General features: G+C 72.7%; 17 protein-coding genes. 8 read left to right on the top strand and 9 right to left on the bottom strand.

Translation table 11 applies throughout. The annotated features are described in order from the left end of the window. Positions 1-422 precede the first annotated feature (422 nt). Positions 423-1,175 (bottom strand): DUF6879 family protein, encoded by a 753-nt coding sequence (locus BU197_RS01310; protein ID WP_188266283.1) that lies wholly within the window; start codon positions 1,173-1,175, stop codon positions 423-425. Between the two features lie 146 nt (positions 1,176-1,321). Between BU197_RS01310 and BU197_RS30120 the strand changes: the two genes are divergently transcribed. After that, positions 1,322-1,516, top strand: a complete 195-nt coding sequence (locus BU197_RS30120; RefSeq protein ID WP_223182944.1) for a hypothetical protein — start codon at positions 1,322-1,324, stop codon at positions 1,514-1,516. A gap of 203 nt (positions 1,517-1,719) precedes the next feature. Here the strand turns inward: BU197_RS30120 and BU197_RS01305 are convergent, their stop codons facing one another. Then, the gene (locus BU197_RS01305; RefSeq protein WP_188266282.1) at positions 1,720-2,142 is read right to left on the bottom strand and encodes a DUF3761 domain-containing protein; all 423 of its coding nucleotides are present in this window, start codon (positions 2,140-2,142) and stop codon (positions 1,720-1,722) included. Positions 2,143-2,450: 308 nt separating this feature from the next. Here BU197_RS01305 and BU197_RS01300 point away from each other — a divergent pair, with 308 nt between their 5' ends. The 4 genes from BU197_RS01300 to BU197_RS01285 all read left to right on the top strand — a co-directional run bounded on the left by BU197_RS01300 (position 2,451) and on the right by BU197_RS01285 (position 6,926). After that, on the top strand, positions 2,451-3,209 hold the full coding sequence (locus BU197_RS01300; protein WP_188266281.1) for a LytR/AlgR family response regulator transcription factor: 759 nt from the start codon (positions 2,451-2,453) through the stop codon (positions 3,207-3,209). A 136-nt stretch (positions 3,210-3,345) separates the two neighbouring features. Beyond that, positions 3,346-3,732, top strand: a complete 387-nt coding sequence (locus BU197_RS01295) for a hypothetical protein (protein WP_188266280.1) — start codon at positions 3,346-3,348, stop codon at positions 3,730-3,732. Between the two features lie 198 nt (positions 3,733-3,930). Beyond that, entirely contained in the window at positions 3,931-5,721 is a 1,791-nt protein-coding gene (locus BU197_RS01290; protein WP_188266279.1) for a cation acetate symporter, read from the top strand. Continuing rightward, positions 5,718-6,926 carry a histidine kinase gene (locus BU197_RS01285; RefSeq protein ID WP_188266278.1) on the top strand — a complete coding sequence of 403 codons (1,209 nt, stop codon included), beginning with the start codon at positions 5,718-5,720 and terminating at the stop codon, positions 6,924-6,926. The genes BU197_RS01290 and BU197_RS01285 overlap by 4 nt, the downstream gene beginning before the upstream one ends. A gap of 40 nt (positions 6,927-6,966) precedes the next feature. On the opposite strand, the gene BU197_RS01280 is transcribed toward BU197_RS01285, so the two are convergent. The 3 genes from BU197_RS01280 to BU197_RS01270 all read right to left on the bottom strand — a co-directional run bounded on the left by BU197_RS01280 (position 6,967) and on the right by BU197_RS01270 (position 8,794). Then, entirely contained in the window at positions 6,967-7,452 is a 486-nt protein-coding gene (locus BU197_RS01280; protein WP_188266277.1) for a hypothetical protein, read from the bottom strand. A 366-nt stretch (positions 7,453-7,818) separates the two neighbouring features. Further along, a complete protein-coding gene (locus BU197_RS01275) occupies positions 7,819-8,232 on the bottom strand; it encodes a PaaI family thioesterase (RefSeq protein ID WP_188266276.1) in 414 nt (137 codons plus the stop codon). Positions 8,233-8,236: 4 nt separating this feature from the next. Continuing rightward, positions 8,237-8,794, bottom strand: a complete 558-nt coding sequence (locus tag BU197_RS01270) for a sigma-70 family RNA polymerase sigma factor (protein WP_188266275.1) — start codon at positions 8,792-8,794, stop codon at positions 8,237-8,239. A 293-nt stretch (positions 8,795-9,087) separates the two neighbouring features. Here BU197_RS01270 and BU197_RS01265 point away from each other — a divergent pair, with 293 nt between their 5' ends. Further along, positions 9,088-10,296 carry a CapA family protein gene (locus BU197_RS01265; RefSeq protein ID WP_188266274.1) on the top strand — a complete coding sequence of 403 codons (1,209 nt, stop codon included), beginning with the start codon at positions 9,088-9,090 and terminating at the stop codon, positions 10,294-10,296. Between the two features lie 170 nt (positions 10,297-10,466). On the opposite strand, the gene BU197_RS01260 is transcribed toward BU197_RS01265, so the two are convergent. Next, positions 10,467-10,928, bottom strand: a complete 462-nt coding sequence (locus BU197_RS01260; protein WP_188266273.1) for a universal stress protein — start codon at positions 10,926-10,928, stop codon at positions 10,467-10,469. 105 nt (positions 10,929-11,033) lie between these two features. Here BU197_RS01260 and BU197_RS01255 point away from each other — a divergent pair, with 105 nt between their 5' ends. After that, the gene (locus BU197_RS01255; protein ID WP_188266272.1) at positions 11,034-11,870 is read left to right on the top strand and encodes a polysaccharide deacetylase family protein; all 837 of its coding nucleotides are present in this window, start codon (positions 11,034-11,036) and stop codon (positions 11,868-11,870) included. Between the two features lie 94 nt (positions 11,871-11,964). On the opposite strand, the gene BU197_RS01250 is transcribed toward BU197_RS01255, so the two are convergent. Next, positions 11,965-12,627, bottom strand: a complete 663-nt coding sequence (locus tag BU197_RS01250) for a class F sortase (protein WP_188266271.1) — start codon at positions 12,625-12,627, stop codon at positions 11,965-11,967. Positions 12,628-13,006: 379 nt separating this feature from the next. On the opposite strand from BU197_RS01250, the gene BU197_RS01245 reads away from it, so the two are divergent. After that, positions 13,007-13,492, top strand: a complete 486-nt coding sequence (locus BU197_RS01245; RefSeq protein ID WP_188266270.1) for a hypothetical protein — start codon at positions 13,007-13,009, stop codon at positions 13,490-13,492. 121 nt (positions 13,493-13,613) lie between these two features. Here BU197_RS01245 and BU197_RS01240 read toward each other — a convergent pair whose 3' ends face one another. Then, a complete protein-coding gene (locus tag BU197_RS01240) occupies positions 13,614-14,168 on the bottom strand; it encodes a hypothetical protein (RefSeq protein ID WP_188266269.1) in 555 nt (184 codons plus the stop codon). 169 nt (positions 14,169-14,337) lie between these two features. After that, positions 14,338-15,102 carry a DUF4239 domain-containing protein gene (locus tag BU197_RS01235; RefSeq protein WP_188266268.1) on the bottom strand — a complete coding sequence of 255 codons (765 nt, stop codon included), beginning with the start codon at positions 15,100-15,102 and terminating at the stop codon, positions 14,338-14,340. Between the last annotated feature and the right edge of the window lie 426 nt (positions 15,103-15,528).

The raw sequence follows: 15,528 nt of genomic DNA, 5'->3' as shown, positions 1-15,528 counted from the left end.
GCGCTGCCTGACCGGCAGCAACGGCTCGATCCGCCCCCACAGATCATCCGACACCACCCACGGAGGCCCCTTCCCCTTCCCCATAACCCGCTCAACGAGCAACCGAGGAAGGAGACATGGGTTCAACGAAGCTTTCTGTTAGCTCCTCTTATGCAGAGCCGCTTCCCGCCAACGGACTCCCACAGATTCCAGCGTCTCCCGTCCGGCCTGTGGGTCGATGTACTGGCCCCGGTCCATGTCGGCCTGTATCGCGGACGCACGCTTCTGTGCGTCGATCTTCCGGTCGAAATGCTCTTTGCGCTGCCTGCCGTCGTGGTCCCGGTAGCACACCGCCCATTGCTTTCCCCGGCCGTGCGCGACGGACGGGTACAGAGCCCTGTTCTTTGTGGAGTGGGGACACCCCGTCTGTTCCCTCTGTGCGGTTACTTGCTGTCGTTCAGCTTGGCCGCGAACTCCTCGTAGGGCACTGCGTGGTGCCACGCCGCATCCCGGATGACGGAGTATCGGACGACCTCAGCCGGCTCGGTGATCAGCTCCACATCCACAAGGTTGTCATCCTCATCGAACCGGAGGAGGGCTGCGAAGCGACTGTCGAACAACCAGACGTCCTCGGGCCCGAGTTGGAGACGATCCGCGCCGGAACGCCACAGGTTCCGGATGTCCTCTCCGAGACCGCTGTTCCGCTTGGCGTTGTCGAGCAGGTAGAGCTGCCCGGTGGTCGGCGGGTTGTCCACGATCCGCACCCTCTCGACCCGCTTGCCCTGTGAGGTCTGGGACCGGATGAGGTCGCAGTACGGGTCTTCCGCGTCCCAGTCGGCTGTACCCGTCTCGATGAACTGGCGGTACGTGTCAGTGGCTTCGTCGCTGGCGAATCGGCGGCGGGTCTCCAGTCGCCAAGCCGAGTGCTTGAAGACCCGAAACAGGTTCTCGAACTCGTCCAGGTCGATGATCCGGGCCTGACGGGTGGCATCCTTCGGGGCCCAGTCCGTGAGCAGCTCACGTGGCACGACTACAGCGACTTCCCCATCAGAAAGATGTTGTAGTTGCCCGATGTCGTCGGGGTCCGTCAGCGGCGGTCCGTGAACGATGACCTCTCCACTGACTGTGTCCTCATGAACGGACGGACACCCCGTGCCCCCGCTACCCGTCCCGTTGAACCTCAACTGACGCGCCATACGAGCCGCCTCTCACTCGGAACCGATGCCCCGGCACAAGGGTGTCCGTCACGCCATGCGCATGTCTAGGGATACCAGCGACCCCCGCGAGAATATTCGCGAATATCGGCCGTGGCGTTCCCACCGGTCACCCGAGCATGAGCGTCATGACCGAGCCGACCCGGTACAGCACCCCGCCCGTAGAACTTCCCCTGCACCTCATCCCCGACCCTCTCCCTGTCGAGGACTGCGCGGGATGCGTTGAACTCGCCAGCGTGAGGGACCGCGCTAGAGCAGGCGGTGACATGACCACCGTGACCGATTGCAATGTCTTCCTGCGGCGTCACCCCGAGGGGCACTGATGGTCACCGCTGAGGACATCGGCAGGCGCGTCCACGACGAAACGGGTCGAGTCGGCATCCTCCGCGACCTGATCCGCGACTACGAGGACCCCTCGGAGTACCCGCCCGCTGCACGGCGTCAGCGTGCTACCGCGTTCGTATGGCCAGAGGGCGGCGGTCGTGAATGGCTGACCTCACCCGACTCTGTGAAGCCCATCTGAGGCTCAGCAAACGATCCGGCCGAACCTCGACATCTGCTGATCAACCTGCTCTTGAGTGCGGGGCGGGGAATTGCGGCAGATGACCTGCGTGCCATCTGTGGCAGTCCACCTCCCAGCTACTCCGCCGTGGTGGCTGCACGCACCCTGCTTGCCGATAGAGAAGGACAGCGTTCCGTCTGCGCAGACCGCACCCTCATAGGTCCAATCGATCGGTGTGCGCGTGGTGGGCGCCGCTGACGGCACCGAAGCAAGCCTGGCCTGTCGCTCGCGCTCCTGCTGTTCGTCGCGCTTCATCCCATCGATGATCCCGAAGATGATCAGCGCTGGGAACACAAGAACGAACAGCCCGGCACAGACCATGCCGAACCCGTGCCAGACCTTCTTCGCCATCTCCACGGTCCGCCGCGCCACAGAACGCACGCTCACAGGTTTGATCCTCCCCACGGCAGAACTGCCCCGCCCCTGATCGATCTGGGCAAGTGTGCCACCACGGTCGGGGGGCACATGCAGGTCACTGATCTACCGGATACCCCGTGATCTCCAGTGATCTAGGGGTATCTCGTTTGGGCAGCTCACAGGGGGTTTCCAGCTAACGCCCCTGGTCACAGGTACCCCGTTCCCAGTACTGCCCCACCTGCCAGACCGGCGGGAAACCCCTCGCCGACCGACGCCTCTCGAAGCTCCTCAAATAGAGGCCCGCGGAGACCGGACCCCCGCCCGTTACACTCCGCCGCATGCTGCGCGTACTGGCCGTCGACGACGAGGAACCCGCTCTCGGGGAACTGCTCTACCTGCTGCGCGCCGACCCCCGGGTCCGCTCCGCCGAGGGCGCGGGCGACGCCACCGCCGCCCTGCGCAGGATCGGCCGCGCCCTGGAATCCGGGCCCGACGGGGACGGGGCCGTCGACGTCGTCTTCCTCGACATCCACATGCCCGGACTCACCGGACTCGACGTGGCCCGGCTGCTCGCGGGCTTCGCCCGGCCGCCGCTCGTCGTCTTCGTCACCGCCCACGAGGGCTTCGCACTCCAGGCGTTCGACCTCAAGGCCGTCGACTACGTCCTCAAGCCCGTCCGCCGCGAACGCCTCGCCGAAGCCGTCCGCCGCGTCCACGACCTGGTCCACGCCACCGCCGCCCCCGCCCCGCAGGTGACCGCCGCCCCCGAACAGATACCCGTCGAACTCGGCGGGGTCACCCGCTTCGTCACCGTCGACGACATTGCGTACGTCGAAGCCCACGGCGACTACGCCCGGCTGCACACCGACCACGGCAGCCACCTCGTCCGCATCCCGCTCTCCACCCTGGAGGAGCGATGGGCCGCCCGGGGCTTCGTCCGCATCCACCGCAGCCACCTCGTGGCCCTCGCCCGGATCGACGAACTGCGGCTCGACGGCGGCGCCACCTCCGTCCGCATCGGCGGCACCGACCTCGCCGTCAGCCGCCGCCACGCCCGCCCCCTACGGGACCTCCTGATGCGCCGCGCCGGAGGCTGACCGCCCGGCACCGTCGCGAACCTCCCGGGCACACCCCTACCGCCCCCGCCCCCACCTGCGTAGACTCCACGCATCCCGGGCCCGAGGCCCTCCCTCCCCGTACGGGCAGCCGTCGAGATGCCGGAGGCGGACCCCGATGTCCGAGCACCACCCGTCACGCAGACCCCGCCGCGAGACGGTCACCTACGCCTCCGCCCACGGCCCCGGCACCCCACAGGGAACCGCCCGGCGCAGACCGGTGCACCCACCGGCCCGCTCGGAGATCGACGAGCAGACCACCCTCGGACACACCTACGTCCGCTCCCTGATGCGCAGCCAGCTGCGCGCCGCGCTCACCGCCCTCGGCGCGCTCGCCCTGCTCGTCGGCTCGCTGCCGCTGCTCCTCGCCCTGCCCGCGCCCGAGGCCTTCGTCTGGATCGCCCTCGGCTTCGGCGTCCACCCCGTCGTCTGGTGCATCGCCCACTGGTACGTGCGCCGCGCCGAACGCAACGAGCGCGACTTCACGGGCCTCGTCGAACGATGAGACGACCGTCGTGAACGGCCACGAAGCGACCGCGACGGCCCTCGGGAACGCGCCCGGGACGACCGCGACGGCCCTCGGGAACGCGCCCGGGACGACCGCGACGGCCCTCGGGAACGCGCGAGGGGCGACCGCGACGGCCTGCGCGGACGTGTCAGGGACGGTCCCCGCACCCGTGAACCCACCGGGAGCGGTCGCCCCGTGAACCAGACCTACGCCGTCGCGGCCGTCGCCGTCGTCGTCCTCGCCACCGTCCTCATCGGCGCCCTCGGCCTGCGCATCTCCCGGACCACCTCCGACTTCTACGTCGCCTCCCGCACGGTCCGGCCCGCCCTCAACGCCGCCGCGATCAGCGGCGAGTACCTCTCCGCCGCCTCCTTCCTCGGCATCGCGGGCCTCGTCCTCGTCCAGGGCCCCGCCATGCTCTGGTACCCGGTCGGCTACACCGCCGGATACCTGGTGCTCCTCGTCCTCGTCGCCGCCCCGCTGCGCCGCTCGGGCGCGTACACCCTCTCCGACTTCGCCGAAGCCCGCCTGGAATCGCCGCAGGCCCGCAGGCTCGCCAGCCTCTTCGTCGTCGGCATCGGCTGGCTCTACCTGCTGCCGCAGCTCCAGGGCGCCGGACTCACCCTGGAGATCCTGACCGGCGCCCCCGACTGGGTCGGCGGACTCCTCGTCGCGCTCGTCGTCACCGGTACGGTCGCCGCCGGGGGGATGCGGAGCATCACCTTCGTCCAGGCCTTCCAGTACTGGCTGAAACTGACCGCGCTGCTCGTGCCCGCCCTCTTCCTGGTGGCCGCCTGGTACGGGGACGGCGCGCCCCGCGCCCGCTTCGACGCCCCCGCCGTGCTGCGCGGCCACACCGTCGTCAAGGTCGCCGACACCGTACGGATCGGGCTCGACGCCCCGCTGGCCCTCACCGTCACCGGCACCGTCGACGCCACCCGGTACGAGGCCGCCCGGATCACCCTGGGGCCCGGCACCCATCATGTCCTCGGCGGCACGACCCTCGCCTTCGCCCCGGGCGCCGCCCTCCCCGAGCGGGTGACCGGCGCCGGTCCCGCGCCCGGCCGGGCCGACACCCCGCCCGACCCGCTCGGCTGGTCCCAGCCGCTGGCCGGCGGCCGCGACGGACACCAGCTGTACGCCACGTACGGGCTGATCCTCGCCACCTTCCTCGGCACCATGGGCCTGCCGCACGTCGCCGTCCGCTTCTACACCAGCCCGCACGGACGCGCCGCCCGGCGCACCACCCTCGTCGTCCTCGGCCTGGTCAGCGCCTTCTACCTGCTGCCCCCGCTCTACGGTGCCCTCGGCCGGATCTACGCCCCCGAACTGGCCCTCACCGGCTCAGCCGACGCCGCCGTGCTCGTCCTGCCCGACCGCGTCCTCGGCGGGCTCCTCGGCGACCTCCTCGGGGCGCTGCTCGCGGGCGGCGCCTTCGCCGCCTTCCTCTCCACCGCCTCGGGGCTCACCATGTCCGTCGCCGGAGTCCTCACCCAGGACGTGCTGCCCTCCCGGGGCGTACGGCACTTCCGGCTCGCGACCCTCCTCGCCACCGCCGTCCCGCTCGCGGCGGGCGTGGTCGCCTCCAAGGTGCCGGTCGCCGACGCCGTCGGCCTCGCCTTCGCCGTCTCCGCCTCCTCCTTCTGCCCCCTGCTCGTCCTCGGCATCTGGTGGCGGCGGCTCACCCCGCCGGGCGCCATGGCGGGACTGCTCCTCGGCGGCGGATCGGCGCTCGCCGCGGTGATGGCGACCCGCGCCGGGCTCGCGCCCGAGGGGTGGCCGCACACCCTGATGGCCTGGCCCGCCGTCTGGTCGGTGCCGCTCGGCTTCCTCACCATGGTCCTCGTCTCGCTCGCCACGCCCCGCAGCGTCCCGCCCGGCACCCCGGCCCTCCTCGCCCGGCTCCATCTGCCGGAGGAGGTCACCCGGCAGGGCCCGCCGGGGGAGGGTGCCGGGCCCGTCCCCGCCCAGGAGGCACGCCGATGAGCGGCATCGCCCTCGCCGCCGCCGCTGCCGCCGGAGCGGTCCTGCTGGCAGCCGGTTTCGTCCTCGGCGGGCTCGCCGCCCGGCGCGGTGGGCGAGCCGCCGACCCGGGTCTCGGCACACCCGTCGAACGGGCCACCTTCCACACCCTGCACACCGCCTCGCTCGCCGCGCCGCCGCTGCGCGCCGGGCTCACCGAGGAGACCGCGGGCAAGGCGGCGGGCACCCTCCGCTCGCTCCTGGGCACCGAGGCGCTCTGCCTCACCGACCGGGGCGCGGTCCTGGCCTGGGACGGGCCGGGCGAGGACCACCACCGCGCGCACGTCCCCGAACAGGTGGCCGGGACCCTCGAATCGGGCCGCGGCCGCTCGGCGCACACCGGTTGCGCCGACCCGGCGTGCCCGCTGCGCTGGGCGGTGGTCGCCCCGCTGACGGGGGAGGACGGGGTGCTCGGGGCGCTCGTCGCCTATGGCTCCCGGGAGTCGGCCGTGCTGGCGCGGGCCGCGACGGAAGTGGCCCGCTGGGCCTCCGTACAGCTGGAACTCGCCGAGCTGGACCGCTCGCGGACCCGGATCGTGGAGGCGGAGATCCGGGCGCTGAGGGCGCAGATATCCCCGCACTTCATCTTCAACTCCCTCGCCGCCATCGCCTCCTTCGTCCGTACGGATCCCGAGCGGGCCAGGGAACTCCTCCTGGAATTCGCCGACTTCACCCGGTACTCCTTCCGGAGGCACGGTGAATTCGCCCAACTCGCGGACGAACTGAGGTCGATAGAGCAGTACTTGGCCCTTGCCGGGGCGCGGTTCGGCGACCGGCTCAAGGTGACGCTCCAGATCGCCCCCGAGGTGCTGCCGGTGACGCTGCCCTTCCTCTGTCTCCAGCCCCTGGTGGAGAACGCGGTGAAGCACGGCCTCCAGGACCGCGAGCGGGGCTGCCGGGTCGTCATCGCCGCGCGGGACGCGGGTGCGGAGGCCGTGGTGACCGTCGAGGACGACGGCATCGGCATGGACCCGGAGCTGCTGCGCGCGGTACTGCGCGGCGAGCACCAGGCGGGCTCCGGCATCGGCCTCTCCAACGTGGACGAGCGGCTGCGCCAGGTGTACGGGGTGGAGCACGGACTCGTCATCGAGACGGGTGTCGGGGCGGGCATGAAGGTGACGGTGCGGATCCCCAAGTACCGCCCTGGAGTGCACAGTTCTCCCCACTGACCTCCTCCCGTAGGCCGCTCCGCTCCGCTCCCGACCGGGCTCAGCGCAGATGCAGGGAGAGATGGGCGAGGGGCAGTCCCAGTTTCCAGGCGGGCAGCCAGATCTGCTCGTCCTCGTCGACCGGGGAGTCGGGTTCGGTCCTGCCGTCGAGGTCGGCGGCGCGCACCCAGGTCTCCCGCAGCCGCCGCCAGGCCTTCTCGGCGAGGGCCAGATCGGGGCTCTCGCCACGGGCCGCGAGCCGCTCCTCGACCCAGGGCGGCCAGGCCCGGTCGTAGGCCGTGTGCAGCAGCCACTCGTCGGCCCGGTCGGGGAAGCGGCGGCCGACGGGACCGTCCGGTTCCTCCGCGAGGAGGACGGTCAGCGCGAGCGCCTGGCGGCCGGCCCGGTACTCCAGGGAGCCGGGTGCCACGAGCGCGGCGGCCCTCAGGACCTCGTCGGCCAGGTACTCGGCGCACAGCCAGGCCATCGGTACGGCGAGCCCGCCGCCGTTCGTGCCGCCGGTGCCGTTCGTGCTCTCGGGCAGCAACGTTCCCACCTTCTCCCGCGGATCGGGGACCCGGACGTTGTGGGCACCCGGGGAGAGCTTCCTCCGGGGACGGCGCCCGTGTGTCGCGCTTTGCTCAACTCGCCCGTGTGGTTTCGGATACGTTTCCCGGCCGGATCGGTGCCGGTGGGGTTGGCGGGGTCCGGGGGCCTTGAGCGGCGCGCGGGGGACGGGGGCCGGGGGAGGGCTACGGGGTGTGGCGGGGCGCTCCCGACCACTTGCGGGAGCCACCCTCCAGGCAAGGCGCGGCGGATCGTCGCAGCCCCGTCGGCGGCGTGTCCGGGCGGTGTGTCCGGGCGGCGCGTGCGGTGTGTCCAGGCGGCGTGGGCGGGCGGTGCGAGGCGCGGTTCAGCCGAGGAGCGCGTACACGGCGGTGGCGTGGGCTGCCGTCTCCTGGCTGCCCTCGGCCGTCATGGTGATGTCGGCGAAGGCCATCCGCTTCCCGGTCTTGGTGAGCCGGGCGCGGACCAGGACGTCGGCGTCGACGACCGCCCGCTGGAAGCTGATGGACTGCTGGACGGTGGTCATCGGGACGAAGCCGCCCCGGGCGGCGGCGACCGCGATCACCGTGGCGGTGTCGGCGGCGGCCATCAGGGCCTGTCCGGACAGGCCCCCGCCCTCCCGGGCGAGCCGGCCGGACCAGGGGAGCCGCAGGACGGCCTCCGCCTCGTCGACGGCGGCGACCGAGAGCCCGAGGTCGAGCACCCAGGGGGCGAAGTTGTCGGCGAGGATCCGCTCGGCGGTGGCGATCGTCAGGGTCACGCGGTCATTGTGGGGCCCCGGCGCGCGGCCGGGCAACGGCCTGGCGGTGCGGGCGGTAGCCGGGCAGCGACCGGCCCAGCTGGCGGAGCGCGTAGTGGGAGCGGGACTTCACCGTCCCGGCGGGTATGCCGAGTTCGACGGCCGCCTCGTTGACGGTGAGGCCGTGGAAGTAGAGCCGGACGAGGACCGCGCGGTGCTCGGGGCTCAGCCCCCGGACGGCCGCCCGGACGTCGAGCGCGGCTTCGGCGGTGGCGGTCGCGTCGGCGGGGTCGGGGGTCAGGGCGAGGACGCCGTCGCCGGTCTCGGCGGGCCGGGCGAGGCGCGAGCGCCGGGCGTCGATGGCGAGGCGGCGGGCCACGGTGAAGAGCCAGGGGCGCATCGAGTCGTAGGGGCCGGTGAAGGCCTCGGGGTGGAGCCAGGCCCGTACCAGGGTCTCCTGGACGAGGTCCTCGGCCCGCTGGCGGTCCCCGTAGGTGAGCCCGAGGAGGAAGGAGAGCAGGGCGGGGCCGTGGTCCCGCTGGAGCTCCTGAAGGGTCCGCTCGTCGGTGGTCGCCGTCGTCATCGTGCCTGCCGCCTTTCCCGTGCTCGTCGTCCGGGGCGTATCCGAACGCATCCGGCGGACGAACGACAGGGCGAGGACGCCGGTCTGCGACGAACGGTCGCACCGAGCGGCGAGTGGTACGGCGAGCGGTCGACGGACACCTGTGCGGCGGGTTACGGCGAACGACAGAAACCTTCACCTCTTTTGGCCCGGTTTGAGGCGTGATGCGGCCTTGGTTCTTGACCGGGACAGGCCCGAGAGATCAAGTCGTATGAACACATGTTCATCCTCTGAATTCGGGCGGAGTGCCGCACATGACCTCACGCACCAGACCGGCGGGGGTGGCGGCGCTCGCCGCCGTCCTGCTCGCGGCGACCGCCTGCACCGAGGGGGGCGACCCGGCGAACGCCCCCACGCCCGGCACCCCGGCCACCCGCCCCGGCGCCGCACGCTCGGGAGGCCCCTCTGCGGCCCCCGGCGGAGCCTCGGCGCCCCCGGGCTTCACCCTCGTCGCCTCCGGCGACGTCCTCCCGCACGACTCCGTCATCCGCCGGGCCGAGGCGGACTCCGAGGGCGACGGCTACGACTTCGCCCCCATGTTCGCCGGGGTCCGTCCCGTGATCTCCGGCGCCGACCTGGCCATCTGCCATATGGAGACCGTGTACGGGAAGGACGGCGGCCCCTACACCGGCTACCCCGCCTTCAAATCGCCGCCCGAGGTCGCCGCCGCGCTCAAGGCCACCGGGTACGACTCCTGCTCCACCGCCTCCAACCACAGCCTCGACGACGGGGCCGAGGGCCTCGGCCGCACCCTGGACGCGCTCGACCGGGCCGGGGTCCGGCACGCCGGGACGGCCCGCACCGAGGCCGAGGCGGCGAAGCCCACCCTGCTCAAGGCGGGCGGCGCCACGGTGGCCCATCTGTCGTACACCTACGACACCAACGGCCACCCGCTGCCCGAGGGGCGGCCCTGGGCGGTCCGGCTGCTCGACGGGCCGCGGATCGTCGAGGACGCCCGCGCCGCCCGCGCCGCCGGTGCCGACGTCGTCGTGGTCAGCCTCCACTGGGGCACCGAGTGGCAGACCGAACCCGACGAGGAACAGCTCTCCCTCGGCCGTGAACTCACCGCCTCGGAGACCGGCGGCCGCCCCGACGTGGACATCCTGCTCGGTACGCATGCCCACGTTCCGCAGGCTTACGAGAAGGTCAACGGGACCTGGATCGTCTACGGCATGGGCGACCAGATCGCCGGGGACATGATCAACGACGAGGGCGCCTTCGACCCGCGCGGAAACCAGAGCAGCATCGGCCGCTTCACCTTCGCCCCGCCCCGCGTGCCCGGCGGACGCTGGGAGGTCACCAAGGCCGAGTTCCTCCCCCAGTGGTTCGACACCGCGCGGGGCCGGGTGGTCGATCTGAGCGCCGACGACGGCTCCGCCGACCATGCCGAACCCCGCGAGACGATCAGCCGGGTGGTCCTCGGCAGGGGCGCCGACGAGGACGGTCTCGTGAGGGGGAAGTAGCCCGCCGCGCGCCACGAACCAGGGCCGCCTCCGCCTGTCACCGCACGGCGACGACCGGCGTCACGGCGCGACTGCCTTCGCGGCGCGACCGAGATCGGGCTTACGGCACGACGGCGACCGGGGTTACGGCACGACGGCGACCCGGCTTCACGGCGCGACCGTGACCGGGGTTACGGCACGACCGTGACCGGCCAGCGCCCCGCCTTCACCAGCCGGAGCGCCACCGAGCCCATGAAGCGATGCCCCGCCGACTCCGAGGCGCCCACCACCACCGCGTCCGCCGTCAGCTCCTCGGCCGCCCGGACGAGACCCGCGTAGGCGTCGCCCCGGAAGGAGTGGAACTCCCAGCGCATCCGCCACAGGTCCTTCACCCGCTCCGCCGAGGAGCGGATCTCCGCGACGAGATCCTCCGCGATCTCCTCGGTCGTCCCCGCCACGGGCGCCCCCATCGCGGCGCCCGCCGGGACCAGCGGCTGGACGTACACGAGCGCGAGGAGCGCGTTCTGCCGCCGGGCGAGCCCCGCCGCGTACGCCGCCGCGCGCAGGGAGGAGGGGGATCCGTCGACCCCCGCCATGATCACTTTCGGGCCGTCGGTACCGCGCTCGAACCGGCCGTGCTGCTGTTCGGTCACCCGGTGAGGCTATCGGCTCATCGAGTGTTTTCGGACAGGTGGCCGGTGTGGGGGAGCTGTGCGACCTCCCAGCCGTACGAACCATTGGTCATGAAAAACGATCAGATGCCTCAGGGGCGTCGGGCGGTGCTCCGCCTCGCCGCCGCCCTCGGGGCCACCGCCACCGCGGGCTTCCTCGCGACGGACCTGCTCACCCCCGCCGACCCGCCCGCCGCCCCCGCCGACCCGCCCGCCGCCCCCGCCGGGGGACCGCAGGCACAGGCCCCGCGGCTGCGCTCCAGCGCCTACCGGCTCCAGCCGATGACCGCGTACGCGCCTCCCGCCTACCGGCGCGCGATCCCGCCCGTACGGCAGCGGCCCTTCCTCGGTTTCTCCGGGGTCGGCCGCTCCGTGGTGCTCACCTTCGACGACGGACCCGACCCGCGCTACACCCCGGACATCCTGGAGACCCTGCGCCGCCACGACTGCCGGGCCATGTTCTTCGTCTGCGGCGAGATGGCCGTCGACAACCAGGACCTGCTGCGGCGGATGGCCGGGGAAGGACACGTCGTCGGCAACCACACCTGGTCCCACCCCCTCGTCCCCAAGCTGCGCCCCTCCCGCATCCGCGACGAACTCGGCTCCACCAGCGAGGTCGTCGAACGCGCCCTCGGCGCGGCCCCGCTCTGGTACCGCGCCCCCTACGGGGCCTGGAACCGGTACTCCTTCGAGATCGGCGCCGAACTCGGCATGGAGCCGCTGGCCTGGACCGTCGACACCCTGGACTGGACCGAGCCCGGCGCCGACGCCATCGTCCGCCGCGCCCTCGACGGGGTCGCCCCCGGCGCCGTCGTCCTCAACCACGACGCGGGCGGCGACCGCTCGGGGAGCGTGGCCGCGCTCCGCCGCTATCTGCCCGCGCTCCTCGACGCCGGGTACCGCGTCACCATCCCCCCGCGCTGATCCGCCGGTACGGAGAAGGCCCCGGCCCGCACGAGCGCCGGGGCCCTCCCGCCGAGGCCCCGGGCGGTGGCCAGGCCGTCTCTTCCGGGACGGCCTAGCGGGAGGCGATCATGCGGGCGTACACGACCACGTTGCCGTCGTAGCCCCCCGCGCGGGTGTAGCCGCCGCCGCAGGTGATGACCCGCAGCTCGGGCTCGCCGGTGTCCGCGTAGACCTGGAGGCCCGGGAAGTCGTTCTTCGTGTACACCTCGACGCCGTAGACCTCGAAGACCGCCACCCGGCCGTCGTACCGCTCGACCTCGACGTGCTGGCCCTTCTCCACGGAGCCCAGGGCGTAGAAGACCGCCGGTCCCCGGGCGTTGTCGACATGGCCGACGACCACCGAGGTGCCGCGCTGGCCGGGCGCGACGCCGTTCTGGTACCAGCCCGCGAGATTGGTGTCCTCGGGCGGTGGGGCGGCCACCCAGCCGTCCGGGTCGAGACCCACGTCCATGATCGGCGCGGCCACCCGGATCGCCGGGATCCTGATCCGGGAGGCGGGGGCGAAGGTCAGCGGCTCCAGACCGTCGCTCACGGCGGCCGAGGGCTGGACGACGGGCCGGGCCGCCGGACGCGCGGCGGCGGCGGGTTGCGGGGGGCCGTCCGCGAGGCCCACCCCGTTGCGCATCATCGCGAGCCCGGACAGCATGGCCAGGGCCAGGACGCCCCAGGGCCGGCGTCTTCTGCGCTCGACGACGCGGAAGTCCTTCGCGGGCATGGTTCTCCCTTCATGGCGTCGGTCAGAACGGTACGGGCGACCTGACGGCCCGTCATTCCGGGCGGTCCGAACGGGTGGGCGCCGCCATCGGACGGGTGGGTGCGGCCTGGTCCGGCCGTCCGGTGCGAGGCCGGGACCGGTCTACGGGAGGGTGACGGGACGCTGGCCCATCCGAGTAATCGTCGGATCAGCGGCAAGATCGGCTCTGACCTGCACTTCCCTCGCTTTCGGCGGGGCGGCGCCGGGCGTGGCGCCTCACCGGGGTGGACCAGCGCCGACATGCACGGCTTGCCCCGGCTTGTGAGGGTTCGTCATGGAGGGCGTACTCGCCGAACTTCCGGAGCACCGCTTCGGGGCGTCTTCCACGGGAGGTTCAACCATGCGTGCTGCACGCACTCTGGCGGTGACCGCCACCGCGATCGCGGCGGTCGGGCTCGCGTCGCCCCTCGCCGCCGCCAACAACGGGCCGAGCGACGTCACCGTCAACCCCTTCGACGTCCACGCGGGCTCGACGATCACCATCACCGCCAAGGGCTGCGGTCACGGCGGCACGGTCAGGTCCAACGCCTTCCCCGAGTCCAACCTCTCGGTCAACTCCAACGGCCTCTCCAGCGCCATCGCCCGTGTCCACGACCACGCCACCCCGGGCAGCTACAACCTCGCCGTCCGGTGCAGCGACAACTCCTCCGTGGTCACGCACTCCTTCCGGGTCCTGCCGGGGCGCGGCACCCAGGGCGGTCTGGGCGGCTCGCTCGCCCCCAGCTCCGCCGAGATGGCCGTCGGCGGCAGCCTGGTCGCCGCCGCCGCGCTCGGCGGCAGCCTCTTCGTCGCCCGACGTCGCCGGGTGGTCGGCGCGGGTGTCTGACGGCTCGGAGCCTCCCGGTCGGCCCGCCGCGCCCGCCGTCCCCGCGTCCCCGTCAAGGGAGCCGGGGACGGCGGGCTTCCGGCGGATCCGGCCCGTCGTCCCGGACGCGCGCACGGCGTCCTCAGTGGCGGCGGGTCCGAGCGGAACGGCGCCGCAGGGCGAGCGCCCCGCCCATGGCGGCCAGGACCAGGGTCCCGCCCGTCGCGAGTCCGGCCCGGTCGACGCCCTCGCCCACCGAGCCGCCCAGACCGCCCCGCACCCCGCGCGGGGGCGCGAGGATGGTGGAGCTGATCGTCGGCGTGGTGGTGGAGGTGCCGGTGATGGTCAGGTCCACCGTGCCCTGGATGCCGCCCGTGCAGTTGAACGCCACCGTGTACACGGCGCCGGGGCGGGCGTCCCGGTCCACGGTGGCGGTCGCCGCCGAGCCCGGCGCGAGGGTGACCGTGTCGAAGATGCCGGACGTCGCCGTGGCCGTACTGGCGCAGCCGGGCGCGCTGAGCGTCACCCGGCCCCCGGGGTCGACCACTCCGGGCGACACGAGGAAATCGCCCCTGACCTGGGCCCCCGGTGCCCGCGGGACCGGTGCGGGAGCACCGTCGGCGAGGGCGACGGGAGCGGCCAGGGCGAGGATGGCCGCTCCCCACAGGGCAGTGGACGCGGCACGTATCGCGTGCATGGTGAGTCCTCCGGGTCCCGAGGGGCAGCCGCGGAAAGGGGGTTTCCGCGAGAGAGCGTGCCTGCACCCCGTTGCCGGAAACGCTAGGAGCGTCCCGCCCCGGTCGCGATCCCAGCGGGGCGAATGGGGCAACGGCGGTGGTCGCCCGGCCCGCTCGGCGGCGAGTGGGTCACTTGGTGATCTGCGGGAACAGATCGGTGAACGGCGAGGAGGTGGCCGAGACTCCCCGGCCGAACGGTGCGTCGAAGTCCCAGATCAGGAACAGCAGGAACGCGATCAGCACGCTGAAGAGCCCGGCGAGCAGCAACTCCCGTCCGGTCCTGCGGATCTGTAGGGTGAAGATCAGTCCGACGGTCACCAGGGCGCCGATGATCAGGCCGAACCAGACCACTCCCGGCATGGTCTCGCCCGCGTTCTGCCCCCGGGCGTTGCGGGCGTCGTCGGCCACCGAGACCTGGTCCACCAGCGGCTGGTACGCCTGCCCCTCGAAGTCGTTGGCCGGGTGGTAGTCGGTGACGCTGCGCCGCACGGTCTCCAGGAGCGTGGTGCCCTCGTCGCTCAGCTCGCCGTCCTCGGTCATGTGGGTCCACTCGTGGTGGACGACGTAGGAGACGTACGCGTCGACGTCGGAGCGGATCCGGTCGCGGACCTCGGCCGGGTACACCGCGGCACGCGCCGAGATCTCGTGCATCGCCTGCGCTTCCTGCCGTACGGATTCCTGGGCGGCGCCGCGGCCCTCCCAGACGCCGGCGATGGCGAGACCGAGGACGATCGCGTAGATCACGCCGATCATCATCGTCATGTATTCCAGGACGTCGGGGGTTTCGCTGGGGTCGTCGTCCTCGGGAACCCGACGGTTGTTGATGACGACGATCGCCAGGACGACCGCACACGCGGCGGCCATCGCGAGCGCGAGAACGAGCCATTCGGACATGGAGATCCTTCAGGGGAATAGAGGAATAGGGGAAAGCGGGGAGGGAGGCGAAATCAGCGCGAGCGCGGACGGAGGATCGCGGTCGCCAGAACGGCGGGCGCGATGATCACCAGCGTCATCGTCACCACGGAAGTGCCGCCCTGGGGCCGGGACCGCGAGGCCCGGCGGTAATGGGGAAGGGCGACGGGAGCGGCGACCGGGGGCCGGGGGCCCGCGCCGGGAGTGGGCGCCGGTGGGGGCGCGGCGGGTGGCGGGGGGGGGGGGGGGGGCGGGGGGGGGGGGGGGGGGGGGGGGGGGGGGGGGGGCCTGGGGGGCCGAAGAAGCCTGGGGAGCCTGTGGGGCTTGGCGGGCTGAGGAAGCCGGAGAAGCCTGAGGGGCTTGGCGGGCGGGGGAAACCTGGGGCACCTGGAAACCCGGGGAGGGCTG

This window comes from Streptomyces sp. CBMA291 (genome assembly GCF_014596525.1).
Taxonomy (GTDB): Bacteria; Actinomycetota; Actinomycetes; order Streptomycetales; family Streptomycetaceae; genus Streptomyces.
The sequence above is the reverse complement of the archived record's forward strand: the minus strand, read 5'-3'. Positions and strand labels throughout refer to the sequence as shown.

Coding starts and splice junctions, on each gene's coding strand:
- BU197_RS01255 (WP_188266272.1), top strand. CDS start 11,034: ATGCCTCAGGGGCGTCGGGCGGTGCTCCGCCTCGCCGCCGCCCTCGGG.
- BU197_RS01310 (WP_188266283.1), bottom strand. CDS start 1,175: ATGGCGCGTCAGTTGAGGTTCAACGGGACGGGTAGCGGGGGCACGGGG.
- BU197_RS30120 (WP_223182944.1), top strand. CDS start 1,322: ATGACCGAGCCGACCCGGTACAGCACCCCGCCCGTAGAACTTCCCCTG.
- BU197_RS01285 (WP_188266278.1), top strand. CDS start 5,718: ATGAGCGGCATCGCCCTCGCCGCCGCCGCTGCCGCCGGAGCGGTCCTG.
- BU197_RS01240 (WP_188266269.1), bottom strand. CDS start 14,168: ATGCACGCGATACGTGCCGCGTCCACTGCCCTGTGGGGAGCGGCCATC.
- BU197_RS01245 (WP_188266270.1), top strand. CDS start 13,007: ATGCGTGCTGCACGCACTCTGGCGGTGACCGCCACCGCGATCGCGGCG.
- BU197_RS01235 (WP_188266268.1), bottom strand. CDS start 15,102: ATGTCCGAATGGCTCGTTCTCGCGCTCGCGATGGCCGCCGCGTGTGCG.
- BU197_RS01265 (WP_188266274.1), top strand. CDS start 9,088: ATGACCTCACGCACCAGACCGGCGGGGGTGGCGGCGCTCGCCGCCGTC.
- BU197_RS01300 (WP_188266281.1), top strand. CDS start 2,451: ATGCTGCGCGTACTGGCCGTCGACGACGAGGAACCCGCTCTCGGGGAA.
- BU197_RS01250 (WP_188266271.1), bottom strand. CDS start 12,627: ATGCCCGCGAAGGACTTCCGCGTCGTCGAGCGCAGAAGACGCCGGCCC.
- BU197_RS01270 (WP_188266275.1), bottom strand. CDS start 8,794: ATGACGACGGCGACCACCGACGAGCGGACCCTTCAGGAGCTCCAGCGG.
- BU197_RS01295 (WP_188266280.1), top strand. CDS start 3,346: ATGTCCGAGCACCACCCGTCACGCAGACCCCGCCGCGAGACGGTCACC.